Source organism: Bacillus rugosus, assembly GCF_023238245.1.
GTDB classification, from domain to species: Bacteria; Bacillota; Bacilli; order Bacillales; family Bacillaceae; genus Bacillus; species Bacillus rugosus.
Genome location: NZ_CP096590.1, coordinates 2,523,463 through 2,549,800 on the forward strand (window position 1 = coordinate 2,523,463; position 26,338 = coordinate 2,549,800).

Below are 26,338 nucleotides of genomic sequence, written 5' to 3' on the forward strand. Positions count from 1 at the left end.
TCACACATAGCTCGTGAAAAGTGTATTCGCCTGTTCATGTATCTTTTTCAAATCTTCCTCTGCCAGACCAGCATCCGCCAGTTTCTCTAAAAGACCAGCTACAAATGAAAGCTTTTCCCTGTTTTTCAGATCGACGATCATTTCAGCGAGTTCAACCTGTTCAACAGTTACATCCGCCTGTTCAAATAATTCCTGTGCATAAGGATTTGTTTTGTAATCCTCAGCATAATAAACCGTTTTGATACCAGCCTGTATGATAGATTTACAGCATTGAATGCACGGATAATGCGTCACATAGATCTCTGCTCCATCAGTCGGCACCCCGAACTTAGAGCATTGAAGAATTGCATTCATTTCAGCGTGAATCGTTCTTGCGCAATGATCATCTATCATAAGGCATCCTTCATCTGCACAATGCACGCCGCCAGCGATTGACCCGTTATAGCCTCCTGCAATCATGCGTTTGTCTCTGACTATAGTAGCGCCGACAGACAATCTAGGGCAGGTGCTGCGCAGCGCCAGTAAATGGCTTTGAGCCATAAAGTATTGATTCCATGAAATTCGTTCCACGTTGTTCCCTCCAAATTGTGTGTTGCCTGACCTTTAGTTTACCTATCATTATGCATGACCGTCAAATCACTTTACTGTAATGGAGGACTTTATTTTCTCAAACGACTTTTCACCGATTCCTGAAACCTTCGTGATATCTTCAATTGTCTGGAAACGCCCGTTTTCTTCCCGGTATGCAATAATAGCTTCAGCTTTGGATGGCCCCACCCCTGAGATGCCTTGTAATTCCTCTAAGGTTGCTGTATTGATATTTACCAGCGCCCCCTTCCCTCCATCGCTCTGGATAGCGCCTCCGGCTGCTTGCTGCACCGCTGACTCCTCCCCCCTTTTCGGGATGTACACTACTATCCCGTCCTGCAGCAGCTCCGCCAAATTCACTTGCATTTCGTCTGCTTGTTCACTGGTTCCGCCTGCTTTCTCAATTGCCTGAGACACTCTATCCCCTGTTCGCATTTCATAAACGCCAGGATGCTGAACAGCACCTTTGATGTCAATCACAATTGTTTCGTTTGACTCGTCTTTGACTTCTTCCTGCTTTACCTCCGTATTTTCTGTCTCAGTTGATACAGCGTGCTTCACCGGCTCTTTGTTTTTTCCGCTGGCCAGGAAGACAATAACCGCTATGAAAACAGCCGCAGAAGCAGCTAAAACAATTGCTTTCTTATGCTGATTCAACCAATTCATTGTGCATGTTCCTCGCTTTCGTCATATTTTATTTTCATAACACATATGGTTTAGAGGATAATAGCTAAAAGGAGGGGAAACCATTGAAGATAGGCTTTATCGGCACAGGAAATATGGGTACGATCCTTATAGAATCATTTATTGAATCAAAAGCAGCCGATCCCTCAAACATAACAATCACAAACCGCACAATTGAAAAAGCGTTGCACATAAAAAACCGCTACAACAGCATAAGCGTAACAGAAAGTCTGGAAAGGCTTGTTTCTGAAAACGAGATGATTTTTATTTGTGTTAAGCCGTTGGATATATACCCTTTACTCGCAAGAGCGTTACCTTATTTAAGAAAGGATCATATTCTCATTTCAATTACAAGCCCAGTTCAAACCGAACAGCTCGAACAGTATGTGCCGTGTCAAGTGGCGCGAGTGATCCCAAGTATTACGAACAGGGCGCTGGCGGGCGTGTCTCTCGTCACTTTCGGCACAAGCTGCGGAGAAGCTGCAAAAGCGAAAATCAATGAGCTGATGAAGCATATCTCTCATCCGCTGCAAATTGAAAGTGACATCACGAGAGTGGCATCAGATATCGTAAGCTGCGGTCCCGCTTTTATGAGCTATCTGATTCAGCGGTTTATAGATGCAGCAGTTTCAGAAACGTCAGTGTCCAAACAGGACGCTATTCTAATGTGTAAGGAAATGCTTGTCGGAATGGGAAAACTGTTAGAAACCGAATTGTATAGCCTGCCAGCATTACAGGAAAAGGTTTGCGTTAAAGGCGGTGTGACAGGAGAAGGCATTAAAGCGCTGGAAAGCGGTGTGCAGGATATGTTTCACCGGGTATTTCAAAATACTCATTTGAAATACGAAGAGGATATATCCGCAGTGAAGAAGCAGTTTCATGTGTAGACGAGTATGTCATATGTTTGTCTGTACTGCAAAAACATAAAAAAGCGTTTTAAAAAACCATCGTCTTAGGAAACGATGGTTTTTGATTTCTGCGCCTTGAAAAATAGGCGTTCTGATTGTGCTGACGGCTCTGAATCCGTAAAATCAGCTGTCACGCGATGAAGCTGAAAGCCGCAGCTCTTCAGCATCTCTTCGTATTCATCCACCGGGAACGTTCTTTGCTCGTGCGTCTCATCAAAGCGGTCATACGCCTCTCCGTTCCACACAAAAAAAGACATGTCATGAATGACAGAAAGCTCTTCACTTCCGGCAAAGCTCTGCCAAATATAGCTGATATCTTCATCTTGGTCAGCAAATGTGCTATCCGGAAAGACTTCGGCCATTTTATAAGATGAGTGAACATCAAACAACAAAATGCCTCCAGGCTTCAGCACTCGAAATACACTTTTAAAGGTTTCGATCACATCATTTTTCGATTTTAAATAATTTAATGAGTCACAGCATATCGCAACAGCGTCAAACTGGCCATCAAAGCCGGTAATCTCTCTCATATCCTGCTGAAGAAAAAGAATAGGCTGGTTACTAGAGACCTTTTGCTGGGCGTAGGAAAGCATTTCCTCACTGAGGTCGATCCCCGTGACCTCGAAGCCTTTGTCGGCAAGCCGGATTGAGATTTCTCCCGTGCCGCATGCAAGATCGAGGATACGGCCTTTTTCCGGGAGAGATGTTTCAATCCACTTTGTCCATTGATCGTAAGGTGCGTGTGACATTAACTCGTCATACACGCTTGCAAAGCCTTGGTAAATCATTGGTTCAATCCAAGCTCAAGATCTGCGAGCGGAGCGTCCCCCCACAGCTTTTCAAGGTTGTAGTAGCTTCTTTCGTCCTTGTGGAAGACATGGACAATCACATCACCAAGATCAACGAGCACCCATCTTGCTTCATCGAAGCCTTCCATCTTTTTGACTTGAATGCCGTTTTCTTCAGCTTGATCTTTGATTTCACGGGCAATCGCTTGCACCTGTTTATCTGAATTCCCGTGGCAGATCAGAAAATAATCAGCAACCAGAGAAATGCCTTCCATATCCAGTGCTAAAATATCCTCTGCCCGTTTATCATCGCAAGCCGCAGCTGCGATCTTTAAAATGGACTTTTGGTTCATTCACAAATTCCTCCTGTTCAGTTGCCAGACACAAGCCAGTTATACGTTGAAAATGTGTCTGGAAAAACCGGTTGATTTTTTTTCATAAGAAACATCATTGTATTTTTGATGGATTGAATCAGCGCTTGATTTAAATCTGTCTCAGCAAGTTTACGTACCTCATCGACACCGGGAAATGCCCGGTTGGGCTCAATGTAATCGGCAACGTAAATGACTTTTTCTAAAAGTGTCATGCCAGGCCGCCCAGAGGTATGATACCTGATGGCGTCAAGAATGTCTTCATCTTGAACTCCAGCTTCTCTTTGGACCAAATAAGCGCCGACCGGAGCGTGCCATAGCTCCGGATTATGATCCAATAAATGTGAAGGCATTTTTTCTCGCGCAATAATTTGTTTCATTTCTTCTTTCGGGCGGAATTTGGCGTAATCATGAAAGATAGCTGCTGTTTCCGCTTTTTTAGGGTCGGCTCCAAAACGCTCCGCAAGTTCGATCGCCGTGTTCATCACGCCAATAGTGTGGGTATATCGGTGTTCGGTCAATTGCTGCTTAACGCATGCAAGTGCCTCCTCACGATTCATATAAACCATTCTCCTCTACATACTTCTTCACTTTGTCAGGGATTAAGTAGTCAGTGGGCTTCTTGCTTTTAAACCGTTCTCTTATCATAGTTGATGATACCTCAAATTCCGGAACGTCTGCAAAGAGAAGCGGATAAGGGGTTTCAACATGAAAACCGGGGCGCTTTACTCCAATAAATTGAATGAGGTTCAGCAGCTCGTCCAGCTTATACCATTTCGGCAAATATTCAATCATATCGGCACCGATAATAAAAAACAACTGATCATTCGGATAACGCTGCTTCAGTAAAGAAACGGTATCAAAGGTATATGAAGGCCCTTCTCTTTCCATTTCAGCGAGTTCCAACTTAAAGGACGGATTAGACTGAATCGCAAGCTTCAGCATTTCCACGCGATGAAAGCTGTCCGTATAGTTTTCGTCCTGTTTATGCGGCGGAATTTGATTGGGCATAAACCAAATTTCATCAAGCCCCGCTTGATACAGCACCTCATTGGCCATTAAGAGGTGACCGTTATGCGGAGGATCAAACGTGCCTCCGAAAATTCCGATTTTCTTCATTTCAACCACCTTTAAGGAAGCTCGATTTGTTTATTTTCCTTTGATTCCTTATATAACACAATCGTATTGCCGATTGTCTGCACCAATTGAGAGCGGCTTCCTTTTACTAGGGCTTCCGCTACATCGTTTTTATCCTCTTCGCAATTCTGAAGAACACTTACTTTAATCAGCTCTCTCGCTTCAAGCGCCTCAGCAATTTGCTTAATCATGTTGTCGTTTACTCCGCCTTTACCTACTTGAAAAATCGGCGTTAAATGATGCGCTTTTGAGCGCAAAAAACGTTTTTGTTTACCTGTTAACATTCTGTTCCTCCTAATTTTCCTATGACAATTGATCTCATTTTTTCAATATCAGGCTCTTGTCCAGTCCACAGTTGGAAAGACAATGCTGCTTGTTCAACAAACATGCCCACTCCATCGAGTGTTTTCAGGCCTTTTTGGTTTGCTTCTTTTAAAAGAGCCGTCTGAATTGGATTATACACGATATCACATACGACGGCACTGCTTGCGGCACGCTGTAATGAAATCGGCACATCGTTCACGTTCGGATACATGCCCACAGACGTTGTATGGATAATAACATCATACTGCTCAAGCCTTGCTTCTGCTTCTTTTATGCTTAACACTTCTTTATTGTGAAACGAGGGAGTGGATTCTGTAAGCTGCTTTGCTTTTTCCAACGTCCGGTTGCAAATGTCAAACTTTATCGGAACATTGCGGGCAATTGTTGTGAAAATGGCTCTTGCCGCTCCGCCCGCGCCGATCATTAAGAATGACAGTTCAGAGATGGGCTTATCCAATACCTTCATTAATGACTTCACAAAGCCTTCCCCGTCGGTATTGTATCCAACAAGCTTGTCTCCCTCTCTTCTGACCGTATTTACGGCACCGATCACTTTTGCACTATCATCAATATGATCCAGGTAATCCATAATGGAAACCTTATGCGGAACAGTCACATTGATTCCTTGTACGCCAAGTGCTTTTATTCCTTTTACCGCATCTTCCAGATCATCCTCTTCTACCTTGAAAGCATGGTAATGTCCGTCTAGACCGAGATCTTTCAATGATGCGTTATGAATATCAGGTGACATGGAATGGCCAATCGGATTTCCGATAACTCCGTACAGCTTTTTCATACTCCTCTCCCCTTTTCATTAAATTAATGAGCGCCGAACAAATACGTGAACGCCTTTAGGCGCGTAAGCAGTTACTTTTTTATCGGCGTCATGCACTGTTACCCAGCCTAACCCTGAGAAAACGATATCTGTCTTTTTGTCTTTTATCGTAAACGTATGGGCGACCAATTCCGGAAACTCATCCATTTCATCTTTTCCCGGAGGTGTGAGCAATTCCCCTGCATGCTTTTCATAAAGCGCGTCTGCATTTTCCAGTTTTGTCCTATGAATCATCAGCTCATTCGGCATATAGCAAATAAAAGGAGCCCTTTCTCCGGACACATAATCGAACCTTGCAAGCCCGCCAAAATACAGTGTTTGCTGATCGTTAAGCTGAAATGTGCGAGGTTTCAGCTCCTTTTTAGGAGATAGGATTTTAAGATCCTTTTTATTGACATAGTGCGCCATTTGATGATGGTTGATAATTCCCGGTGTATCATAAAGCGCTGAGCCGTCGTCCAGCGGGATTTCAATTGCATCAAGAGTTGTGCCAGGAAATTGGGATGTCGTAATAATATCTTCTTCACCTGACACTTCTTTAATAACCCGGTTAATAAAGGTTGACTTCCCTACATTGGTACATCCAACAACATAGACGTCTTTTCCGTTGCGATAATGCTCAATCGCATCAATCACTTCTCTGATCCCCTGGCCGCGTCCCGCACTGACCAAAAACACGTCAACCGGTTTTAAGCCAAGCTCTTTCGCTTCACGCTTCATCCACTGGATCAGACGCTCTCTTTTCAAAGACTTAGGCAAAATATCCGCTTTATTTCCAACCAATAAGATAGGGTTTCCTCCCACCAAGCGTTGCAGCCCATTGATCCAGCTGCCGTTAAAATCAAAAATATCAACAATTTTAACAACGAGAGAATCCGTTTCCCCAATACCATGAAGAATATTTAAGAAATCATCATCTGTTAAGGAAACATCTTGTATTTCATTATAGTTTTTCAGTCTGAAGCAGCGCTGGCAAATCACATTCTCTTTCGTAAGCGATGCAGGCGGCGCGTATCCCAGACCTGTTTTGTCCTCGGTTTGGATTGTAACTCCGCAGCCGATACAAACAACCTTTTCCATTTCTTACTCCTCCCACTGAATGTGCCCTTTTCGTTTGAGAGCACTCAGTATTCTGCGTTCGACCTGGCGGTTAAAGCGCGTAATGAATCCATCAGAGGAAGCGACAGGCACGACCAAAATTGTATGGTAGCCGTTTCGGTTTCCTCCGAGTACATCGGTCAGCAGCTGGTCTCCTATGACAACGCAGTCCTCTTTTTTTAGCTCCATATTGCGCACCGCTCTGTTAAAGGCTTTGCCCATCGGTTTTCTTGCTTTGTAGATGAATGGGATTCCAAGCGGTTCTGAGAAAAGTTTTACTCTTCTCTCATTATTATTAGAGACAATCGTCACTTTAATGCCGTGCTCCTTCATTTCTTCAAACCACTCGATCAAACGCGGCGTCGCGTTTGGTCTGTCCCACTCAACAAGCGTATTATCCAGGTCGGTAATAATTCCTTTTACATTTCGTTCTTTTAATTTCTCAGGTGTAATATGAAAAATATTTTTTACAAACTCGTCAGGTAAAAAAAACTTTTTTAACAAAACCCGCACCCTTCCCTTTTCTTTCTCTCAAAATGATTGTCGAAAAAAATCGAACTTGCGCCTAAAGAAAAACTGAGCAAAAAAATTTCGACAAAAATTGGGTTTCTTCACCAGGTGTGGATAAAATTACACACACTATCCACTCTTATTACATCACTCTTTAGACAAATTATAAACACGATACTCACAAGTTATCCACTTTCTGGTGTGGATAACAGAACGATTGTTCTTATATGCAATTCATGGTAGATTAAAGATAACTTCAGCCACAGATGAACGCAACTTATCAATGTATGCGTTAAAATCATGAATGATTCCAACTTTTAAGGAGGTGTCTCTCCCATTAATTGGGTTCCTAGCATGAGAAAACTGTCTGATGAATTACTAATAGAATCTTATTTCAAAGCCACCGAAATGAATTTAAACCGTGACTTTATCGAGTTAATTGAAAACGAAATAAAAAGAAGATCGCTCGGACATATTATTTCCGTATCTTCTTAATAGGAATTTGTCTATTTTTTCCGGGCGTATTTCCTTTTTTTACTCAGATGACTGATATTATATCACTTCAGTTACGGGCTTTACTACTGTTTTCAGCAAAAAACACCCCTAAAAGAGGTGTTTTAAAGGGCCGGTTCCTACGCTAACCAATATATGCCGCCCACAACTAGGAGAACAACAACTAAAACAACAATAAAAGCGTATCCATATGCTCTGCCTGCGCCATACATGTGAAGCGCCTCCTTAAATAAGGTTTATAACAGCCTATGTAGGAGAAATAAAACGGCTTAGGCCGTTGTCCGGCTCAGTACGTCAAAACCTGCCCATCTTGTATTCCTTCATATACAATCCTTGCCCCTTTAGGTGTCATATGATTGCCTGAAGGATCTATCAGACCGGATTGGATAAGCGCTTCATCGGTTGCTTTTCCGCCGTCTGCTTCTATAAAATGCTTCCAGTTGTCTACAAGAGGGACATCCAGGCGCTTCGACACATCTCTTGTAATATCGTTGTATGAGTTGTGCCATTTCCTCGCCCCGCCTTTCGGTTCAAAAGCAGCTGCTTTATATCTCGAATAGTAAAACAGATGATGCTTCCCGTTTCCTTCAATAATTGGGATACATGTCATTAGGATTGGCTTGATCTCGTGTTCTCTGCTTTCTTTAATAAAATAAACCAGATTTTCTCTAAAACGCTGCTTCGACACTCTCGGTTTCCCCTCAGTCAGTATCGCGGCGTCATTTGTGCCGAACATAATAAACAAATACTTCGGTTTTTGATCCAGCACATCTGTCTGAAACCGCAGACGGGCATCCTCTGTCGTCTGTCCGCCAATTCCCGCATTGAGTATATCAAGCTTTCCTCGTTCAGCCGTTTTTAATATATTGACCCACTGTTGTGCTTTTGGATAATCACGATAATCCCAATTAGAGCCTCGCGTATTACTGTCACCAAATGCTACAACATCTTCATATCCCCTTCCCTCGCATCCTGCTGTAACGAACAGCAACAGGAAAAGGATGAAAAAATGCTTCATCTTTACACCCCCAAAATCCTCACCTTAATGTTATACCTCTGTTTCCCTTCATTCAACGAAGAGTTTTTCGTGCACTGTTTTTTCTATAGTTAACGTGTCCCCCTCAATGAAAATCATTCTTTTCAATGCGACATATCAGGTGATTCTTTTCAAATTCCCTTCTTCTCCATTGAAAAAACACGCAATGAATAGGATAGAAAATAACCTGAATCCACACTGGAAACAGGTTATCCCTTGAATTCAGCATTCACTTTAACTTCGATTTAAGCTTGGCCTTAGTTTTTGGTCCATAGATACCGTCTGCAGTTAATCCGTTCATGAGCTGAAAACGCTTGACGGCATTCGCTGTTTTTGGTCCGTAAACCCCATCTATCCCATTATTTTTGGCACCCTTATCAGGATAAAAATGAAGCGCGGCTAAAGCCTTTTGCAGCTGCAGGACTTTCGTGCCCTTTCGGTAAGGCGAAGTGAGTTTGATAATTCCTGACGGCAGCGGATATGTTGGAGATGACTCTTTTGGAGGTGTATCGGAGGAAGAAATTCCGTTTATAAAAGAGTTCCAGTGATCCAAGAGTTTGCGCGGACATTCTTTTCCGGACCATTTTTTGTGGGGAACCACATGTTTCAGCGGAATGTTGTTTTCCTTCATTAGTTTTCGGATCAGCCACTGGGCATTTGCTGTTGCTTTTTCAAAATCGCCGTCAGCATTTTCGCAGATTTCAATCCCGATCGATTTGCGGTTCCCTGTCCCATTTGTGCCGTCGCCCGCATGCCAGCCGTTTTCATCTATCGGAAGATGCTGATAGATGACTGAATCATCAACTGTAAAATGCCAGCTGACAGATGTGCTTGGATTTTTCACATAATTGGCGTGCATTTTCGCATCTGCGCCTTTTTCGGTATTTGCCGTATTATGCACCGTAATGTAAGCAGGAGTCATCGCATAGCCAGGACGATTATCGTTCGATGCCGGAATAAAATCCTTTTTTATCGTTACCATTTCACATCCCTCCCTACTATTAAAGAATGCAGCAAACAGAGAGATGGACAGCCTATTTTACAAGATAAAAAAGAATTGTGTTCCCAAACATGATTTTCAGTTGAACCGTTGAAATGACACCAGTTATACTAACCCTAGATGACGGAGGTTTTGGCTCCTGACATCATCTTAGTTGGGAGTGACCATAGACATGTTCAAAAAGATTCTAGGTATCATCGTGGTGTTTACGATCATTGCAGTCGTTTTTTTTCAGAAAGAAGCTTGGCTTGATGCGATCAAAGCAGGAGGGCTGTTTTCTGTTTTATTCAGTATGCTGCTGATTGCTGCCGATGTTTTTTTCCCAATTGTGCCGTTTGCTTTGGTTGCCGCTTTAAATGGCGCTGTGTTCGGAATGGCCAATGGGATTTGGATTACATTAACCGGCTCAATGCTTGGTACAATGATGCTGTTTTTTCTCGCCAGGTACAGCTTTAGAGATTGGGCCAGAAAAAAAGTTCAGGCCTATCCTGCCATCCAAAGCTACGAGGCTCTCTTCCACAAAAATGCTTTTGCCGCTGTTTTACTAGGAAGACTTATTCCGGTCATTCCTTCTCTTGTCATGAACGTGATATGTGGACTGAGTCAGGTTCGCTGGCATGTTTTTTTCTTCGCGTCTTTAATAGGAAAAATCCCGAATATTATCGTTGTCACCATTGCTGGTGCTAATTTTACCAGCAATAAATTACTGTCCTTCAGTATTTACGGAGCCTACATTCTGATCATGATGCTGATCATTTATAAAAAGTTCCCTCATCTGCTGAAGGCACAAAAAAAATAAGGAGGCCTGTTTGCCCCCTTACTTTTTTTCTGTTGCATGGCCACCGAATTCATTCCGAAGTGCAGCCACAACCTTTCCTGTAAACGTATCGTTTGTTAAAGAACGGTATCTCATCAGCAGCGACATGGCGATCACCGGAGTTGCCGTTTGCAGTTCAAGTGCTGTTTCCACTGTCCATTTCCCTTCACCTGAGGAATGCATAATGCCTTTGATCTGATCCAGCTTTGCATCTTTAGAGAATGCTCGCTCAGTCAGCCCCATGAGCCAAGAGCGAATGACAGAGCCATGATTCCACACTCTCGCAACTTTTTCGTAGTCAAAATCAAATTGGCTGTTATCAAGTACTTCGAATCCTTCACCGATCGCCGCCATTATTCCGTACTCAATGCCATTATGGATCATCTTCAAGAAATGTCCGCTTCCCGGTTCACCCGCATATAGATATCCGTTTTCGACGGCAGTATCCTGAAACAGCGGCTCTACAATATCCCATGCTTCGGGATTACCTCCCACCATAAAACAGGCTCCATGGCGCGCGCCTTCCATTCCGCCCGACGTTCCGGCATCAAGATAATGGATACCCGCTTCTTTCATTTGATTGTAGCGGCGAATCGATTCTTTATAATGAGAGTTTCCGGCTTCAATGACAATATCGCCTTTGTTTAATAAAGGTGTCACATCACGCAAAACAGCATCGACAACGCCATGCGGCACCATAACCCATAGTATACGCGGCGTGTCTAATGAAGAAACCAACTCTTTTAGATTCGTTGTCCCTCTAGCCCCATATGCTTTCAGTTCATCAACAGCCGCTTGATTTACATCATACCCGACCGCTTGATGATTGCGATCAATGAATTGCTTTCCTATGTTAATGCCCATTTTCCCTAAGCCGATTAATCCGATTTTCATGTCTGTTCCTCCTGGTTTGCTAAAAAGCCTATAATCTTTATGTTCCCTTTGAATTGTATTGTGATACGCAAAAAACAAATGTCTTACAGAATTTCACTGCGCCCCTTCATTTTGATTTGTATGTTGTTCACCATCAGCTTTTCTTTTTCCGAAGTACTATAAGCCGCTTTACTTGCACGACTGCAAAATCAGGTGCATTTCTTATGGAAACCTTATGTTTTTATCTCCCTATAACCGACTCTCCTTTTATGAAAACCACAAGTTTATCCTAATTTACCATCTGCTTGAGTTAAAATATGGGAAGAGATCGATTTCTTTAAAAGAAGGTGACACGTTGCACGATCAATCCCACACTCTCATTGGAGTTACGAAAACCGCTGCATACTTTTTATACGCCGCACTTGCAATCATCGGACTTACGATTGGGTATTTGATCCCGCAGTTTGCGAAATGGGCATTATCCCTTCCGTGGATTCCTTTTGAAGGACCGCTCAGGCTGGTCACCTCTTTTCAGGCAGCTGCATTTATCACTGCGCTGCTCAATGTCTGCGGGGATTTGGTTCGCCCACTCTGTTATTTCATTACTGCTGACTGTAAGGATAACAGGTGACACAGTGGAATTAATCAAAGGAAAGAAAGTGCAAACGATTCGTTCCAAGGACATCGCTCTTGTGTTTATCGATCACAAACGGCTTGTCCTCCTAGGAACAGCTGGATATGAATTGGCACGGGAAGAAATTGATAAAAAACCAGTAAACGTCGAGAAGGCCTTTAGACAGCATCATTACGAATGGGCAGCAGATGGTGATCCGTTTAAAGATCAATTTCGCCGGTGGATACCTGATGCACCGGACCTCTCTCAAGGCGCTCATGCTTTATTGAAGGCTCGTCACAAAGCGCTGAAAGACGAGGAAACAGACGATGTAGAAGAATTCCGTCTCGAGCTTGCACAGCTGGGCATCGTTGTTCGAGACGAAGGCACACGCCAGTATTGGCGAAAAGCAGAAACCTATCCTCCGAACATTCAGCATCGCGAAGGATCGTAACAACAGAGGCTCAAGAAAGAGCCTCTTCTTGATTACTGCACAATAAACAGCACTCTGGTGCCGTCAGGATAACCACTCATTTGATTCCCTACCCACGAGCCGGCCCCGCGATTATCAGAAGGCGTCACATATCGGACGTCAGCTCCTGCGCCGCCTTCCTCGCAAACCGCCATTGGCCACTCATCCCGGTCATAGCCCGGCTTCGTCGGAATTCCTTTTAATGATTCCTCTCGCCTTTTGTCCGCTCCATCCCTGTCGATGGTACAAATATCAGAATGTCCCTCTGTAATCGCATCTCTAATATGATCCCCTGTTTCCGGATAACGAGACAGCGGAAAATACAACACTTTGTCATACAAAGAAGCGCTCTTGATCGGCTGCGGAACCACTAAACAAAGAAAAACTGCTGCAGCAAGAAGCAGGCCTGCCATCCATTTTTTCATTCCCATCCCCCCATACATCGTTCATTTCAATGTATGGGCGCATGATAAAGATTATTTTTAAAATTTGAAGTTGGCCTGCTGCTCACGAAAGCCAGGCTCCCCTGCGAGAAATTTCCCGGTACAGACACAGACAGCCTCCTGCTCACATACATTTACATATAGGCTTTTGCCTACATACTTTTGTGGAGGTGACGATGGTGACAGGTGTTTTCGCAGCGCTCGGCTTTGTTGTTAAAGAGCTTGTCTTTTTAGTATCTTACGTGAAAAACAATGCCTTTCCACAACCGCTCTCAAGCAGCGAGGAAAAAAAATACTTAGAGCTCATGGCTAAAGGGGATGAACATGCCAGAAACATGCTAATTGAGCATAATCTTCGCTTGGTCGCCCATATTGTGAAAAAGTTCGAAAATACAGGTGAGGATGCAGAGGACTTAATCTCCATCGGAACAATCGGGCTGATCAAAGGAATTGAAAGCTATTCCGCCGGAAAAGGGACAAAGCTGGCGACGTATGCCGCGCGGTGTATTGAAAATGAGATTGTAATTACAAAAGGGGGGTGCATACACCCCTCTTTAATACGTTTCAATATATACGGTGTCAGAATCCACAACAGTAACTTCTTTCACGATAAAGTTAACAATTGTTTTTTTATCTTCAAGAGTTAAGTTATCTGCACCGATTGATTGAAAATAGTTGATGGCTCTCTTTAGAGCATTTTCACTTGAGCTTGTATCATCCAGGACTTTCATTTTTGATTGAATTTCGTTACACTTTTCAGTAAGCTGGTTTTGCTTTTTTTGCAGCTCAATAATTTGTGCTTTGATTTCATCAATATCTAAATCATCGTCATCGCTTAGGCTGATTAGCGTTAAAAGACGCTTGCGGCCTTTTTTTGTTTTCTCTATCTCTTTTTGAATAAGTTCTAATTCATCAGACAGGTGATTTGATTGTTCAATCTCTTTAAAAGAAGCATACTTTTGAGAATTTGTGATGAATTTAAAAATTTCACCCCATACATGCCGGTTCAATTTATTCTCAGACATTTCTTTTCCGCAGCCGCGATCCTTTGCGCCAGAATAATTTTTCCGGCAAGTATACACATAGTAGTCTTTACCATGTGATTTTCTTTTCTTCCCTGTCATGGTATTTCCGCATTTCCCGCATCTAACCAAACCCGATAACAAATAATTGTGGGGACTGATACTCAAGTGCTTTCTTTTGCTTTGGCCTAAAAGCTCTTGGGCGTAATCCCATTGTTCAGGTGGAATAATTGCTGGAATTGCCACAGTGATTTGCTCTTCTTCAGGTCTTATTTTAATTATAGATTTGTTCCCTGCCTGTTTTGAAACATAGGAACCCTCTGTATCATATTTATACTGTTTATGTTCACCCTTATAAGAAGAGTTCATTAATATCTGTCGAACAACCTGCCTGTGCCAGACTTTGGCACCTTTTTTTGTTTTAACCCCCATCTGAGTTAAATGTAGAGCAATACCATTTACTCTGCCGAAAAAAGGGCTTTTATGATCGGTGAAATAGTTGAAAATCATTCGAATAATTTTTGCTTCCTCTTCAAATATTTCAAGAGTTCTTTTCTCTTTAACAAATTTATAGCCATATAGTTTGGAATCTTTAATGATCATGCCTTTTTTCATTTTTTGAAGTCGGCCGCTTGATGTCCGTTCTTTGATTTTGGCTTTTTCGAATTCTGAGATTGCTCCGCGCATTGCGAAAAATAATTGACCTTCTGGAGAATTGGCGTATTCTCCATTTACAAATATTAATGGTATATTTCGCTTTCGGAGTTCATCATCAATGATAAGCTGATTCATTAATTTCCGAGAAAGACGGTCTGGATCATAACAAATGACTTGACTTATAAGTCCCTTGCCTGCATCCTCCCTTAAGCGATTCAAAGCAGGACGTTCTAAAAGCTCACCAGAAAATCCTTCATCGGCATACTTCAACACATCCTTAGTCCCTGCTTTCTTTATGCAGGCCTCGATCTGGCTGTCGATGCTCGATCCCTTGATCGCTTGTTCCTCGGTCGATACTCTTACATATATTGCTATCACCCTGGATCTCCTTCCTATAAAGTTTTATTAAATAATGATAGCAATCGTTAATGCATTTGTCAGCTTGCGGTCCCTCGATGATTTTCACCTTCATAAAATGCATCACCCCTTGGGTAATGCTATGTAATAACTGTTTGTCCTAATGAGGTGATTTTAAATGAGGATGAGTAAAAATAAAAAAACACCGATAGTTTGAAGTTATCGGTGTTTTCTTGGACTTGTACTACTCCCACTTAAGATAATGTATTGCTTGTTATAAAAGCTATCATATCAACTGGTTATTTTATGAGCGTTTACAACAAAGGCCGGACCTATAAGCGGCTTAATAAAAAATGCTTTTGTAATCTTTAATTATCAACTTTCTGTAAGAAACTTTATTACTTCTCTATTAAATTTCTCTGGAGCATTGATCATCATGGAATGTGTACCATATTCTTCTGAGCTAAACCTTATCCATTTGCAATCTCCTATAGCATCAACAATCCATATGCTTGAATCAAGGTTTGTGGCATGGCTGACATCACCAGTTATATATAGGGTCGGCACTGTAATACGAGGGATAATATCACGCCAGTCCTGAGTAAGATGATCCAATAGAAGCTTTCCAAGAATACGGTGTGTTTTATGACATGCAAAAGCTCTTGCTAAAATTTCTTCTCTATCATGATTCTCATATTTGTTGGATAATTCAAGATCAAAAAAACGGCTAAAAACTTTTAAACCTTCCTCCCAACTATGTTGAAATGCGTTATAGATTTGCCATAGATCAATTCTTTGTCCGCCATGCTCTTTGATTTCTGCTTCCGTATTTTCCGGATTACCTAATAGGAAGGGCGGCTGGTCTACCAAAATTAAGTGATCAATCGAATCTTGACCAAATAAATCTATATACATCCACAGTACACTACATCCCATTGAGTGCCCCATCCAATGAGCTTTTTTTACATTAATCGAAAGAAAAAACTCGCGGGCATCCTTGGCTATTCGCGATAGACGATACCCATGTTCCACAGCTTCGGATTCTCCATGGGCACGCGACTCAAGAATATAAACTGAAAACTTTTGACTAAGATCGTCAATATTGTAGTAGAAAGAATATGCGCTTCCTGCCCATCCTGGAATGATAATTAGGGGCTCACCAATTCCTTTTCGAACATAATGTAATTTTACACCGTCACTTGTAGTAAAGTATCCATCTTTACCGGGTAATTTGTAACTGTCTGTCATGTCTATACTCCTTTATATTTATTACGGATAGGTGATTTACATGGATCCTTCTATCCAGAGATAATTGACAGAGTGTAATGCATTATTAGGAGTTAAAGAAAGTGCATGAAATTAAAAAGTCCTTATATAAGTAAATTAACTTGTAGATCGCTACTCATGTGTTTTGATACTTAGATAACATCCTTTAGTTAGATTGCAGTAAACCCTCCGTCTACGGCAAGTTTGGCACCGTATACGAAGCTGGAACGATCTGTGGCGAGAAAGACAATCGCCTCAGCAATCTCAGCAGCTGCAGCAGGGCGGCCTGCTGGCATCTGAGAGGTCATCTCAGCAAGCGTTTCACTCATTGAAGCATTACCTTCTGTATAAGTAGGTCCCGGGCTGACAGTATTGACGCGGACACCACTAGGACCGTATTCAGCTGCCCACACCTTTGTAAGGTTGTTGAGAGCCGCTTTACTTGAGCTGTAGAGGCTCACACCACGTATTCCACGCTCGGCAGCATTTGTTGATACATTGACAATCGCCCCTTTGCCTTTTTCCGCCATCAATGGTGCCAATTCAGCGACTAGGAAATACGGTGCCTTGACGTTTAGTGCATACACACGTTCAAAATCTTCCTCCTTCGTTTCATGCGTCAACCCATATGGATATATTCCAGCGTTGTTAATCAGGATGTCGACATGACCGCCACTAAGCTCGACTGCACGCTTTGCGAGAGTACGCGTACTCTGCGCGTTCCGCAAATCCGTCTGTACAAAATTGGCCTTCCCTCCTGTTGCACGGATTTCAGCAACCGTCTGCTCACCACGTTCCGCATTTCGCCCTGCAACTACGACATGGACGCCAAGCTTGGCGAGCTGTTCCGCAACCGCTCGCCCAATACCACTTGTTCCCCCCGTGATCAGGGCTGTAGATTGATTTGAATTCATACTATTTCTTCCCTTCTCTGCTTGTATCTGTTAGTGCTTCCCACAGCTATTTTCACTGACTTGTAGAAAAGTGTCTTTATTGTGGGAAGGCTTCTGCTTTGCTAACTCTTATCATTTCACTAGGAAAGTGTTTATTAAAATAATTTTCCACTTTTACATGTATGTCTTTTCGATACCATTTCGATAATTCATGTTCTTTAAATAATTTTGGCATTCCTAATTTTGCTGAACGTTTACCCATGGAGCCATCTCCAATACTTAGCGTATCGATCCAGATATAATCCACGATTCCATTCAATACTTTTGGAAACTCAGGAGTAAACGGTAAAACAGGGGAAATCGAAGCTTGAGTCGATATCCCAGCCTCACGAATGGCCTTCAAAGCTTTTACCCGTAATTTAATTCCTGGTGCAAATGGAGAAAATAGTTGTTTGATGTCTTCTCTATCTGTCTCAATGGTCATGGATACAAGAACATCACATTTTTCTTTTAGTTTTGCTAACAGATCCGTATCCCTTGTGACGAGAGGGCTTCGTGTTTGAATTTGAAGAAAATCAGGGGGATGTTCAATCATTTCTTCTACTATCCCCCGTGTAATGTTTGCTTTGCGTTCGATTGGCTGATAAGGATCCGTGGCAGAAGACATAAAAACATTCACACGTTTGTTTTTCTTCCGAAGTTTTATCACTTCGTTTCGATAGTTTTCTGCTGCATTTGTTTTGATGTCCAACCACTCTCCCCAAGGGATTTCTCTGAATTTTTGAATTGGCATTTCTCTTACATAACAGTATCTGCAAGAAAACGCACATCCACTATAGGGATTTAACGAATGAGTAAATCCAACGTCCAAATACCCCTTTGCTTCAGTAAGAATTTTCTTTGCAATAACTTCTTTTATTTCAATACCCATATATGTCGCTCCTCTCTTTGGATTGAGTAAAATAATTAGAGAAAAGCACCTATGAGAGTTTTTTGATTAGAAAGCTTTATGATTTCTCAAGTAAATGATTTCTTTCTAAATACTCTTTCGCCACACTTTTTGCATTTTTCTTCTCTAAAGATACCTCGTAATTCATTTTTCTCATTTCATCATCCGTAATTTGACCAGCTAGTTTGTTCATTATCTCTTCTAATTCTGGATATTTCTTTAATGTCTCTTTTTTTACCAAGGGTGCCCCTTGGTATGGAGGAAATAAATGCTTATCATCCTCTAACACGGTAAGATTATATCTTTGGATCTCACTATCAGTTGAATAGGCATCTATTAAATTTATATCCCCTCTTTTTACTGCAGCATATCTTAACTCTGGCTGCATAGTGTTTATCTTCGAGAATTGGATCCCATAAAGTTTTTGTATACCGAGGTATCCGTCTTCACGTTCTGGGAACTCAGGTGTAAAGCCAGCCCCAATCATTCCTTCTATTGGTTTTAAGTCTGAAATAGTCTTTAGATTATACTGTTTTGCCAGTGAAGCAGGAACAGCTAATGCATAGGTATTATTATATTTCATTGGCTCAAGCATCACTAAATTTTTGTTTAAAAGTCCCTCCCTGGCTTGTTCATATACTTCTCTGCTATCAGTGCTTCTTGGTTGTTCTTTTATAAGGTCAACGATTGCGGTTCCCGTGAATTCTGGATAGATATCTATATTTCCAGATGTTAAGGCATTATAGACAAACGTTGTTCCCCCCATATTCGGTTTAAGTTCAACAGTAAGGGAGGAATTCTCTTCAATTAATAGTTTATACATATTCATCAAAATCTCTGGTTCAACACCCATTTTTCCACCTATAATCAACTCCGCTTTTTTAGGTTGGGTAAATGAAGACACCGTGATGACTAAGAAAGCTGCGACAATAACCGAAACAATTGAAACCAATGCTTTCTTAAATGATAATTTTTCAAGTTTCCTCAATAAAAAGTCAAAAAACAAAGCTAAGAGTGCTGCAGGAATGGCTCCTAATAAGATGAGGTCCATATCATTTCTACTGATCCCCACCGTAATTAATTCACCTAATCCCCCAGCCCCAATGAGGGAAGCAATCGTGGCAGTACCGATAATGAGAACCATAGCTGTTCTTATTCCAGCCATAATCACAGGCATTGCAAGAGGAAGCTCTACCTTAAGAAGCAGCCTTCGATTGTTCATACCTAACCCTTTTGCAGCTTCGATTAAACTCGGATCAACTTCCTTTATTCCAGTATAGATATTTCTTAAAATGGGCAGTAAAGCATAAATGACAAGTGCGATAATAGAGGGTATTGTTCCGATACCAACAAGTGGTATCAGGAGACCTAACAGTGCCAATGACGGAATCGTTTGGAAGACAGCTGTGATTCCAATGACAACCTCCGCAGCTTTTTTCTTTCTAGTTAAGTAAACTCCAATAGGAACGGCAATTAACAACGCTAGAAAGAGGGCAATAAAAGATATTTCAATATGCTGGATCAGCCCGTTTAACAAATCATCTTTTCTTGCTAAGAAGGTATCATATAAATTATTCACTCTTTTCACCTTCTTTCAAGTTGTTTAAAAGATGCTGGATGATTGACTGCCTATCTATACGGCCAATTACTTTTCCGTCCTTTTCTGCACCAATTTGCTCTTGTTGAGATAACGATTCTAAGGTTTGCTCCAGTGAACTAGTAACCGGTATAACTGGTATTCCTTCTAGATCAAGATTCTTATCATGGGTTCGTGACAAGACAGTTTCTAGGTTAAATTTATCATTGTGATAATCCACTTTTCCAATAAATTCTTTAACAAAATCATTGACTGGATGGTAAATTAATTCTTTAGGGGTACCGACTTGCACAATTTCCCCATCTTTCATAATAGAGATTCGGTCGCCTAACTTAAGAGCTTCTTGCATATCATGAGTAACGAAAACGATGGTTTTCTTGATCGTTTTTTGCAGGTTTAAAATATCATCTTGCAGCTTCTCTCTGCTTATTGGATCCAAGGCACTAAAAGGTTCATCCATAAGAACGATCTCCGGATCCGCAGCTAAAGCTCTTACTACCCCTATTCTTTGCTGCTGGCCGCCAGACAGCTCGCTAGGCTTTCTATGTCTATATTTTTCAGGGTCTAATCCAACCATATCAAGCAAGTCGTCTATTCTGTTTTTGATTTTTTCCTTACTCCATTTTTTCATTTCTGGTACAACAGCTATATTTTCTTCAATAGACATATGAGGAAATAGGGCAATTTGCTGAAGTACATAACCGATACTCCAGCGCAGTTCATGGATATCATATTCACTTATTTTTTTGCCATTAATGAAGATGCTCCCCTCAGAGATCTCGATCAGACGATTAATCATTTTTAGGGTTGTGGTTTTGCCGCTGCCGCTTGGTCCAATTAGAACAAAAAATTCTCCTTTATTAATCGTGAGGTTTAATGACTTAACCGCAGTGGTACCATCATTAAACTGTTTAGACACATTTTCAAATCGAATCATTTTTATACTCCTTCTATTTTTTACGGATTCACAACAACGATTTTCCCGTTTGCAGTGTTGCTTTCCATTAAGAGATGAGATTGACTGATCTCATCTAAAGTAAAAACCTTTGCAATAGGCACTTCTATCTGATACTTGCTTATATGATGAAATAAATCGTTTAGCAATTTCTCTTTAAAATTTTTCCCGCTGTCAAATTGGGTAAAATACGCACCAGAAGGAATGTGAACCATAGGCTCAAAATTCTCTAACACCCACTCGCCGCCTAAAATTCCAGTCATGCATAGGACCCCCTTTTCTGCAAGCAATCCCAACGAATTTTTCAAAGTGACCGTTCCTACCAGTTCTAAAATTTTATTTACCCCTTGTGGAAACATGGAGTAAAGCTGTGATTGAATATCCCCATCATCCACTAACACAAAATCAGCACCATGTTGTTTTAATCGTTCAATTTTATTTTTATCCCGAGTCGTTGAAATGACCGTCGCTCCAATGCTTTTAGCAAGCTGCAGTGCGGCCAACCCTACAGAACTGGTACCGCCGCGAATAAGGAAAGCATCCTCTTTTTTCAACATCAGAGTGTCAAAAAGTGAAGCGTAGGCTGTGTAATACATCTCTGGAATGGCCGCCAATTCCACCCAATCCATCTCATTGCAAATCGGATAAACCTGATTGGAAGGAATTAGGGCATACTCCGCGTAACTCCCATCAAGTTCACGCCCAAGGCCGCCCATCAAAGAAACCACCCTCTGCCCTTCTTGAAAAGTGCTATCAGAAGGGTCGGCAATTTCCCCCACACACTCTATCCCAATAATTCGTGGCAGCCTTACAGATGGAGAGTCCCCCTGTCTAGTAAAGATTTCGGACCTATTGATGCCAAAGGCTTTGATTTTCACCAGTACCCAGCCTGGTTTTACTTTAGGAATAGGCACCTCTCGAACAGCTAGATCCTGTGCGCTACAAGGTTTTTCCAGTACAACTGCTTTCATTTTGCGTTCACTCCTTTTGTAAAAAATCTTTTTTTTGCCTTTTCAATGTGAATATTAAAATTGTCCTCCATATTTATTCCCTTATCAAAGATCTAGTTCATCACATTTTTTGTTGATATTTATTAATTTTTAACTTAACGGATAATTTGAACATTTGACATAGCTTTACGGTAACCCTAAAATCATGATAAATACCTTAGTAACTATTGTGAAGTAGGCACCTAAAAGTTGTATAGTAACCTTTTAGTAACTAATGGAGGTCCTGTTATGGAAACAAAAACGGAATTGCCTTTTTGTCCGGTAGCAACTACAGTTGGATTGATCGGTAATAAATGGAAATTGTTAATCCTTCGTGAATTATTGAGTGGCACAAAAAGGTTTGGTGAACTTAGAAGTGGTATACCAGGTATTAGCCAGAAAGTGCTCACACAAAATTTGAGGTCAATGGAGGGTGATGGAATAATAGAGCGAAAAGTTTATGCTGAGGTTCCACCAAGAGTAGAGTATTATCTCAGTGATTTGGGTAATACATTAAGACCAATTATAGATGTAATGGCTGAATGGGGTTTAAGTTATCACCAAAGGGTAAATGTTAATTCACATAAATGAAAACTATTCTTTTAGTTTCAGTTTAACTTTCCTAAAATACGTCTCAACTAATCATTTGTAACTTTCTTTTTCATCTGGCTAAAAGAGACATAAAAAGAGAGTGTAAGGAGCAAAACACTCTCTAATTTTTTAAACAAATTAAACATTCATTTATATATGTAATACTAACTTTAAGTAGCTGGTGAATTTAAGTAAGCAAGCCTTCTTACACAACTGTATTTTCCGCATAAAAAATAATACCAAAGGTAATTAAACCCAGGATATATTGTGATGCGGCAGAGAGAACTTGAACCTTCACAGGTTATTCACCCACTAGGCCCTAAAAATAGTGAAAGCTTACTATCAGTTACAAAACCCTGTCATTTCAAGTATTTGAAGTCATTCTACATCAATTAACACCGTTTTATTCAATTATTAGTACCAAAAAAAGAAGGTCTAATCCCTTCCTCTTTATGTACCAACTAGATCTAGGACAATTTAAAAATCATCTTTTGACGAACTTTCTTCATCTACATAGTGATTTTTCACGAGCTAATCTCCAATACCACTCCCCCTTGAGAGATTTTCCATGAGAACCAAAAAGTTATTGCGGTCTCACCGAAAATTTAAATTGCGGTGCCCTATTGCCTTTTTCTGCGAACAAAAACTTGTTAATATTTACAGTACTAGTAGAGTTAAGGGGAGGGTGAATATCTTGATATCAATCACATCAGCTGAAGTGGGAATGAAAATTAATGAATGGCATAGGCATATTCAAAAATTCAACGTAACTGATGCTGAAATGTTAAAGGCTGAAATAGAACGTGATATAGAGGTTATGGAAGAAGATCAAGATTTGCTTATTTATTATCAACTAATGGCCTTTCGCCATAAGATCATGTTGGAATACACACTGCCATCTGATGAAAACCGAATGGAACTTTCAGAATATTTGAAGAAAATCGAAGGGCATAAGAAAAAACTAGACAATATGCGAGCGTATTATTATAACTTCTTCCGCGGGATGTATGAGTTTAGAAACGGTGAATACACAAAGGCCATTACATATTACAAAAAAGCTGAACGCAAAATTCCAACGATCTCCGACAAGATTGAAAAAGCTGAGTTTTATTTTAAGTTATCCGAAGTCTATTATCATATGAAAATGACTCACATCTCAATGCACTACGCTGAACTTTCATACAACATCTATAAAAAACATGAGCTTTATTCCGTTAGGCGTATTCAGTGCCATTTTGTTATTGCTGGCAACTACGATGACCTTGAAAATCATGAAAAAGCTCTCCCCCACCTTCAAGAAGCTTTAAAAGGTGCTGAGCTGCTTAAAAGTAAAAATACTCACATATATGCCACCGCATTTTTCAATCTCGGTAACTGCTATCACAAAATGGACAACCTAAATAAGGCTGCACGTTACATCGAACAAGCTTTGGTTCAATACAGAAAAATAAACTCTGACGTACTTCCGCAAGCTTATCATGACCTATCGTTGATTTATTTTAAACAAGGCAAAAAAGAACAAGCAATGGATTGCTTCCGCAAAGGAATCAGAAGTGCTGTAGATTTTAAAGACGAACTTTTTATGAACTTATTTGAAGCATTAGACGTTCTTTATATAAGAAATGGCGATACACCTAAACTTCTCAACATTTTTTCTCGTTTAGAGAATGGCAAAGGATACCCTTATCTGGAAGAGCTGGCATTGTTAGGAGGCAACCTTTTCGATTATAATGGAAAAATAGAGGATAGTATCATCTGTTTCAAGAAGATGGTATATGCTCAAAAGCAAATATCGAAAGGGGAATGCATGTATGAAATCTAAATTGTTTATCAGTTTATCCGCCGTTTTAATTGGACTTGTTTTTTTCGGATCTATGTCTAATGGCGAAATGAAGGAAGCATCCCGGAATGTAACTCTAGCACCTACTCATGAATTCCTTGTTTGATTCGATAAACAACATTAGTTCTAATTCCCTTTAGCCGTTGAATAACGGCTTTTTCTTATTTTAGCCATGAAAAGCATTTCACAAAAGCTGGTCAAACCCCAAAAACTAGATCAAAAGACACAGATCGAATGATTCATTTCCACCCTTTGATCCACATAACACTTAGTTTCATCATTCCTCCATGGTAATATTTTGTTATATAATTAAATGAGAGGGTATGAATATGAAAGTCTTTGAAGCTAAAACACTTATGTCTGAAGCTACAGACCGCGCCAAAGAATATAAAGAACTAAGGACGCAAATGGTCAACTTGAGAAAAGCTTTACAAAGCGTCGCTGAACTTGACGACAGCGAATTCTCAGGTAAAGGCGCTAATAACATTAAAGCATTCTATCACGATCATGTTGGTGTCACCGATCAATGGATCGACTACATTGATATGAAAATCGCATTTTTTAACAGTATTGCCGGAGCTGTCGAGGACAAAGGTCTCTCTGATGCTTATATTGAAGAATCTTTTTTAGAACATGAACTGGCTAACGCCCATAAAAAATCAAAATCCATCATGTCTGAACAGAAAAAAGCCATGAAAGATATCCTAAATGACATTGACGACATCCTCCCGCTCGACCTGTTTTCAACAGAAACCTTCAAGGATGAGCTTGCGGATGCCAATGATAAACGCAAAAAAACAATTGAAAAACTAGGTGATCTTGACGAAGATTTACTGACAGAATATGCTATGTCAGAACCAAATGAACAATTCATCAAGTCAGATTTCCAAAAGCTCCAAGAAGCAACTGGCAAAGGCAAAAACGCTACGCCTCTTCACTACAACGCCAAGGCGTACCGTGAGAGTGGTATACATAAGAAAAAGGGCGATATTGAGAAACGTACAGAAGCTTATTTGACGATTAAGAAAGAGGAAGCTAAAGAGCGAGAAATCAAAGAGCTGAAGAAGAAGCTAGCTGACGGAGTGACGGATCCGGATGAATACTTAGAAATTGCCAAGAAGATCGGGTATGAGAACCTTGAGCCTGCACAGTTACAATATGTGGTGCAGCTTGAACAAGCAAAACAGCTCGAAGAAGTTGGTGAAAGTGTGATCAATGCCGGTAAGGCAGCAATTGATTTCATCGATGGAGTTAATGATGGGCTTAACGATGCGATTGACGATACGATATATGGCGTCAAAGACTTGGTTGTGGGCGCCTGGGAATATTCACAGCTTCCTATCGAATTAAAACTTACAAAAACAATAACAACAGTATTAAACGTCCCCTCTTATTCAAAAATCATCTGGACAAACCTGGTCGACTCATGGAATGATAAAATGGTAAATGGCGATGCATACGAAAAAGGGCATTATATCAGTTATGCGATAGGAAATATCGTTGGGCCAAAAGGTGCGGGTGCCGCAGTACAAACTACAACCAAGCTTTCTAAAGTAGGTAAAGTGGTTGAAAGTGGAACAGCTGCTGCTCATGTCAATAAAGGGATAAACAAAGGCAAAGCTTACATCAATTCTATTATTAGAAATAAGAATGATCTTGCACTTGTCGGGATTGCCCAAGACATCGACAATACATATAATATAAAGAATACGCCTTTATTAAAAAGTATTATTGAAGATAAAAAAGAGAGTGTACTTAGAAAATCTGAGACTTCTAACAACATGGGTATAGGTAATGTCAAACAAGGTGATAGTACCCCTCTCGCACCTGGTGGAGGATTAGCTGCTCATGAGGCAAAAGGCGGGCATCTTATAGAAAGACATGTTGGGAAGACCGACGAAGAACTAATTCAAAGACTTGATAAGAGCAAAATGAGTAACAAGAAGATATCCGGTTCATCATCATTTAAAGATAGAGCAACTGCAGAAAGAGTTGCTAATAGTGCTCTCACTAATAATAAAGCGAAAATAGAAAAATGGTTAAATAGTGATGTGAAAAAGCCTTTAGTACTCTCTTATAAAGGGAATGAAGTTTTAGGAAGAGGAATACCAAAGGGAGAAGATACAATTACTGATTTAACTAATGCTAAAATTATATTGAAAAAGAACAAAGATGGTAGCTTTATATTAACTGGCTACCCAACGAGGTGATA

Annotated in this window: 28 protein-coding genes and 3 pseudogenes; 9 read left to right on the forward strand and 22 right to left on the reverse strand. The window is 40.8% G+C overall.

The window, feature by feature from the left end; genetic code table 11:
* Entirely contained in the window at window positions 1–570 is a 570-nt protein-coding gene (locus tag M0696_RS12710) for a ComE operon protein 2 (protein ID WP_222143195.1), read from the reverse strand.
* Window positions 571–636: 66 nt separating this feature from the next.
* Entirely contained in the window at window positions 637–1,254 is a 618-nt protein-coding gene (locus tag M0696_RS12715) for a helix-hairpin-helix domain-containing protein (protein ID WP_222143196.1), read from the reverse strand.
* Between the two features lie 83 nt (window positions 1,255–1,337).
* Here M0696_RS12715 and comER point away from each other — a divergent pair, with 83 nt between their 5' ends.
* Entirely contained in the window at window positions 1,338–2,159 is an 822-nt protein-coding gene (gene comER, locus M0696_RS12720) for a late competence protein ComER (RefSeq protein WP_222143197.1), read from the forward strand.
* Window positions 2,160–2,224: 65 nt separating this feature from the next.
* Here comER and M0696_RS12725 read toward each other — a convergent pair whose 3' ends face one another.
* From M0696_RS12725 to M0696_RS12760, 8 genes are read right to left on the reverse strand one after another with little or no spacing between them, the layout of a single operon-like run.
* Window positions 2,225–2,968, reverse strand: coding sequence for a class I SAM-dependent DNA methyltransferase (locus tag M0696_RS12725; protein ID WP_222143198.1), 744 nt, complete (start codon window positions 2,966–2,968; stop codon window positions 2,225–2,227).
* Window positions 2,965–3,321 carry a ribosome silencing factor gene (rsfS, locus tag M0696_RS12730; protein WP_166850602.1) on the reverse strand — a complete coding sequence of 119 codons (357 nt, stop codon included), beginning with the start codon at window positions 3,319–3,321 and terminating at the stop codon, window positions 2,965–2,967. The genes M0696_RS12725 and rsfS overlap by 4 nt, the downstream gene beginning before the upstream one ends.
* Window positions 3,322–3,338: 17 nt before the next feature.
* Window positions 3,339–3,899 (reverse strand): bis(5'-nucleosyl)-tetraphosphatase (symmetrical) YqeK, encoded by a 561-nt coding sequence (yqeK, locus tag M0696_RS12735; protein WP_166850599.1) that lies wholly within the window; start codon window positions 3,897–3,899, stop codon window positions 3,339–3,341.
* On the reverse strand, window positions 3,889–4,458 hold the full coding sequence (locus M0696_RS12740) for a nicotinate-nucleotide adenylyltransferase (protein WP_166850596.1): 570 nt from the start codon (window positions 4,456–4,458) through the stop codon (window positions 3,889–3,891). Before M0696_RS12740 ends, yqeK begins: the two co-directional genes overlap by 11 nt.
* A gap of 11 nt (window positions 4,459–4,469) precedes the next feature.
* Complete coding sequence (gene yhbY, locus M0696_RS12745; protein ID WP_003226133.1) at window positions 4,470–4,760, reverse strand: ribosome assembly RNA-binding protein YhbY; 291 nt, start codon at window positions 4,758–4,760, stop codon at window positions 4,470–4,472.
* Window positions 4,754–5,596: a shikimate dehydrogenase gene (gene aroE, locus M0696_RS12750; RefSeq protein ID WP_222143199.1), complete on the reverse strand. Its 843-nt coding sequence runs from the start codon at window positions 5,594–5,596 to the stop codon at window positions 4,754–4,756. Before aroE ends, yhbY begins: the two co-directional genes overlap by 7 nt.
* 18 nt (window positions 5,597–5,614) lie before the next feature.
* Complete coding sequence (gene yqeH / locus M0696_RS12755) at window positions 5,615–6,715, reverse strand: ribosome biogenesis GTPase YqeH (protein WP_166850590.1); 1,101 nt, start codon at window positions 6,713–6,715, stop codon at window positions 5,615–5,617.
* A gap of 3 nt (window positions 6,716–6,718) precedes the next feature.
* Window positions 6,719–7,237, reverse strand: coding sequence for a YqeG family HAD IIIA-type phosphatase (locus tag M0696_RS12760; protein ID WP_003226126.1), 519 nt, complete (start codon window positions 7,235–7,237; stop codon window positions 6,719–6,721).
* Window positions 7,238–7,597: 360 nt separating this feature from the next.
* On the opposite strand from M0696_RS12760, the gene sda reads away from it, so the two are divergent.
* The gene (gene sda / locus M0696_RS12765) at window positions 7,598–7,738 is read left to right on the forward strand and encodes a sporulation histidine kinase inhibitor Sda (RefSeq protein ID WP_003226124.1); all 141 of its coding nucleotides are present in this window, start codon (window positions 7,598–7,600) and stop codon (window positions 7,736–7,738) included.
* 304 nt (window positions 7,739–8,042) lie between these two features.
* Here sda and M0696_RS12770 read toward each other — a convergent pair whose 3' ends face one another.
* Together M0696_RS12770 and M0696_RS12775 are read right to left on the reverse strand one after the other, a co-directional pair.
* A complete protein-coding gene (locus M0696_RS12770) occupies window positions 8,043–8,774 on the reverse strand; it encodes an SGNH/GDSL hydrolase family protein (RefSeq protein ID WP_222143200.1) in 732 nt (243 codons plus the stop codon).
* 247 nt (window positions 8,775–9,021) lie between these two features.
* Entirely contained in the window at window positions 9,022–9,774 is a 753-nt protein-coding gene (locus M0696_RS12775) for a peptidoglycan recognition protein family protein (RefSeq protein WP_222143201.1), read from the reverse strand.
* Window positions 9,775–9,964: 190 nt separating this feature from the next.
* On the opposite strand from M0696_RS12775, the gene M0696_RS12780 reads away from it, so the two are divergent.
* Window positions 9,965–10,591, forward strand: a complete 627-nt coding sequence (locus M0696_RS12780) for a TVP38/TMEM64 family protein (protein ID WP_222143202.1) — start codon at window positions 9,965–9,967, stop codon at window positions 10,589–10,591.
* 18 nt (window positions 10,592–10,609) lie between these two features.
* Here M0696_RS12780 and gnd read toward each other — a convergent pair whose 3' ends face one another.
* On the reverse strand, window positions 10,610–11,503 hold the full coding sequence (gene gnd / locus M0696_RS12785; RefSeq protein WP_222143203.1) for a phosphogluconate dehydrogenase (NAD(+)-dependent, decarboxylating): 894 nt from the start codon (window positions 11,501–11,503) through the stop codon (window positions 10,610–10,612).
* 334 nt (window positions 11,504–11,837) lie between these two features.
* Between gnd and M0696_RS12790 the strand changes: the two are divergent.
* A pseudogene (locus M0696_RS12790) lies at window positions 11,838–12,549 on the forward strand (YqeB family protein).
* 32 nt (window positions 12,550–12,581) lie between these two features.
* Here M0696_RS12790 and M0696_RS12795 read toward each other — a convergent pair.
* Window positions 12,582–12,992 carry a NucA/NucB deoxyribonuclease domain-containing protein gene (locus M0696_RS12795; RefSeq protein WP_084993633.1) on the reverse strand — a complete coding sequence of 137 codons (411 nt, stop codon included), beginning with the start codon at window positions 12,990–12,992 and terminating at the stop codon, window positions 12,582–12,584.
* 194 nt (window positions 12,993–13,186) lie between these two features.
* Between M0696_RS12795 and M0696_RS12800 the strand changes: the two are divergent.
* Window positions 13,187–13,537, forward strand: a pseudogene (locus tag M0696_RS12800) (sigma-70 family RNA polymerase sigma factor); the annotation flags it as partial.
* A 27-nt stretch (window positions 13,538–13,564) separates the two neighbouring features.
* On the opposite strand, the gene spoIVCA reads toward M0696_RS12800, so the two are convergent.
* From spoIVCA to M0696_RS12840, 8 genes and pseudogenes are all read right to left on the reverse strand, one after another.
* The gene (spoIVCA, locus tag M0696_RS12805) at window positions 13,565–15,025 is read right to left on the reverse strand and encodes a site-specific DNA recombinase SpoIVCA (RefSeq protein ID WP_248602773.1); all 1,461 of its coding nucleotides are present in this window, start codon (window positions 15,023–15,025) and stop codon (window positions 13,565–13,567) included.
* A pseudogene (locus M0696_RS12810) lies at window positions 14,983–15,161 on the reverse strand (hypothetical protein). Before M0696_RS12810 ends, spoIVCA begins: the two are co-directional and overlap by 43 nt.
* 260 nt (window positions 15,162–15,421) lie before the next feature.
* Window positions 15,422–16,294: an alpha/beta fold hydrolase gene (locus tag M0696_RS12815; protein WP_248602003.1), complete on the reverse strand. Its 873-nt coding sequence runs from the start codon at window positions 16,292–16,294 to the stop codon at window positions 15,422–15,424.
* A 188-nt stretch (window positions 16,295–16,482) separates the two neighbouring features.
* On the reverse strand, window positions 16,483–17,226 hold the full coding sequence (locus M0696_RS12820) for an SDR family NAD(P)-dependent oxidoreductase (RefSeq protein WP_248602004.1): 744 nt from the start codon (window positions 17,224–17,226) through the stop codon (window positions 16,483–16,485).
* Between the two features lie 76 nt (window positions 17,227–17,302).
* Window positions 17,303–18,136, reverse strand: a complete 834-nt coding sequence (locus tag M0696_RS12825; RefSeq protein ID WP_248602005.1) for an SPL family radical SAM protein — start codon at window positions 18,134–18,136, stop codon at window positions 17,303–17,305.
* Between the two features lie 76 nt (window positions 18,137–18,212).
* Window positions 18,213–19,733: an ABC transporter permease/substrate-binding protein gene (locus M0696_RS12830; protein ID WP_248602006.1), complete on the reverse strand. Its 1,521-nt coding sequence runs from the start codon at window positions 19,731–19,733 to the stop codon at window positions 18,213–18,215.
* Window positions 19,726–20,688: an ABC transporter ATP-binding protein gene (locus tag M0696_RS12835; protein ID WP_248602007.1), complete on the reverse strand. Its 963-nt coding sequence runs from the start codon at window positions 20,686–20,688 to the stop codon at window positions 19,726–19,728. Before M0696_RS12835 ends, M0696_RS12830 begins: the two co-directional genes overlap by 8 nt.
* 20 nt (window positions 20,689–20,708) lie before the next feature.
* Window positions 20,709–21,677 carry a zinc-binding alcohol dehydrogenase family protein gene (locus tag M0696_RS12840; protein ID WP_248602008.1) on the reverse strand — a complete coding sequence of 323 codons (969 nt, stop codon included), beginning with the start codon at window positions 21,675–21,677 and terminating at the stop codon, window positions 20,709–20,711.
* Between the two features lie 267 nt (window positions 21,678–21,944).
* On the opposite strand from M0696_RS12840, the gene M0696_RS12845 reads away from it, so the two are divergent.
* From M0696_RS12845 to M0696_RS12860, 4 genes are all read left to right on the forward strand, one after another.
* Window positions 21,945–22,286: a winged helix-turn-helix transcriptional regulator gene (locus M0696_RS12845; RefSeq protein WP_248602009.1), complete on the forward strand. Its 342-nt coding sequence runs from the start codon at window positions 21,945–21,947 to the stop codon at window positions 22,284–22,286.
* A gap of 694 nt (window positions 22,287–22,980) precedes the next feature.
* Complete coding sequence (gene rapE, locus M0696_RS12850; RefSeq protein WP_248602010.1) at window positions 22,981–24,108, forward strand: response regulator aspartate phosphatase RapE; 1,128 nt, start codon at window positions 22,981–22,983, stop codon at window positions 24,106–24,108.
* Complete coding sequence (gene phrE / locus M0696_RS12855) at window positions 24,098–24,232, forward strand: phosphatase RapE inhibitor PhrE (RefSeq protein ID WP_248602011.1); 135 nt, start codon at window positions 24,098–24,100, stop codon at window positions 24,230–24,232. Before rapE ends, phrE begins: the two co-directional genes overlap by 11 nt.
* Window positions 24,233–24,455: 223 nt before the next feature.
* Window positions 24,456–26,336 (forward strand): ribonuclease YeeF family protein, encoded by a 1,881-nt coding sequence (locus M0696_RS12860; RefSeq protein ID WP_248602012.1) that lies wholly within the window; start codon window positions 24,456–24,458, stop codon window positions 26,334–26,336.
* The last annotated feature ends 2 nt before the right edge of the window (window positions 26,337–26,338 follow it).

Excerpts from the sequence above, each read along its gene's own strand:
- rsfS (WP_166850602.1), bottom strand. The coding sequence starts at position 3,321 with ATGAACCAAAAGTCCATTTTAAAGATCGCAGCTGCGGCTTGCGATGAT.
- M0696_RS12860 (WP_248602012.1), top strand. The coding sequence starts at position 24,456 with ATGAAAGTCTTTGAAGCTAAAACACTTATGTCTGAAGCTACAGACCGC.
- M0696_RS12840 (WP_248602008.1), bottom strand. The coding sequence starts at position 21,677 with ATGAAAGCAGTTGTACTGGAAAAACCTTGTAGCGCACAGGATCTAGCT.
- M0696_RS12845 (WP_248602009.1), top strand. The coding sequence starts at position 21,945 with ATGGAAACAAAAACGGAATTGCCTTTTTGTCCGGTAGCAACTACAGTT.
- sda (WP_003226124.1), top strand. The coding sequence starts at position 7,598 with ATGAGAAAACTGTCTGATGAATTACTAATAGAATCTTATTTCAAAGCC.
- M0696_RS12725 (WP_222143198.1), bottom strand. The coding sequence starts at position 2,968 with ATGATTTACCAAGGCTTTGCAAGCGTGTATGACGAGTTAATGTCACAC.
- M0696_RS12815 (WP_248602003.1), bottom strand. The coding sequence starts at position 16,294 with ATGACAGACAGTTACAAATTACCCGGTAAAGATGGATACTTTACTACA.
- yqeK (WP_166850599.1), bottom strand. The coding sequence starts at position 3,899 with ATGAATCGTGAGGAGGCACTTGCATGCGTTAAGCAGCAATTGACCGAA.
- M0696_RS12795 (WP_084993633.1), bottom strand. The coding sequence starts at position 12,992 with ATGAAAAAATGGATGGCAGGCCTGCTTCTTGCTGCAGCAGTTTTTCTT.
- M0696_RS12740 (WP_166850596.1), bottom strand. The coding sequence starts at position 4,458 with ATGAAGAAAATCGGAATTTTCGGAGGCACGTTTGATCCTCCGCATAAC.
- M0696_RS12780 (WP_222143202.1), top strand. The coding sequence starts at position 9,965 with ATGTTCAAAAAGATTCTAGGTATCATCGTGGTGTTTACGATCATTGCA.
- M0696_RS12715 (WP_222143196.1), bottom strand. The coding sequence starts at position 1,254 with ATGAATTGGTTGAATCAGCATAAGAAAGCAATTGTTTTAGCTGCTTCT.
- M0696_RS12770 (WP_222143200.1), bottom strand. The coding sequence starts at position 8,774 with ATGAAGCATTTTTTCATCCTTTTCCTGTTGCTGTTCGTTACAGCAGGA.
- phrE (WP_248602011.1), top strand. The coding sequence starts at position 24,098 with ATGAAATCTAAATTGTTTATCAGTTTATCCGCCGTTTTAATTGGACTT.
- aroE (WP_222143199.1), bottom strand. The coding sequence starts at position 5,596 with ATGAAAAAGCTGTACGGAGTTATCGGAAATCCGATTGGCCATTCCATG.
- gnd (WP_222143203.1), bottom strand. The coding sequence starts at position 11,503 with ATGAAAATCGGATTAATCGGCTTAGGGAAAATGGGCATTAACATAGGA.
- yhbY (WP_003226133.1), bottom strand. The coding sequence starts at position 4,760 with ATGTTAACAGGTAAACAAAAACGTTTTTTGCGCTCAAAAGCGCATCAT.
- yqeH (WP_166850590.1), bottom strand. The coding sequence starts at position 6,715 with ATGGAAAAGGTTGTTTGTATCGGCTGCGGAGTTACAATCCAAACCGAG.
- M0696_RS12775 (WP_222143201.1), bottom strand. The coding sequence starts at position 9,774 with ATGGTAACGATAAAAAAGGATTTTATTCCGGCATCGAACGATAATCGT.
- M0696_RS12825 (WP_248602005.1), bottom strand. The coding sequence starts at position 18,136 with ATGGGTATTGAAATAAAAGAAGTTATTGCAAAGAAAATTCTTACTGAA.
- M0696_RS12835 (WP_248602007.1), bottom strand. The coding sequence starts at position 20,688 with ATGATTCGATTTGAAAATGTGTCTAAACAGTTTAATGATGGTACCACT.
- M0696_RS12820 (WP_248602004.1), bottom strand. The coding sequence starts at position 17,226 with ATGAATTCAAATCAATCTACAGCCCTGATCACGGGGGGAACAAGTGGT.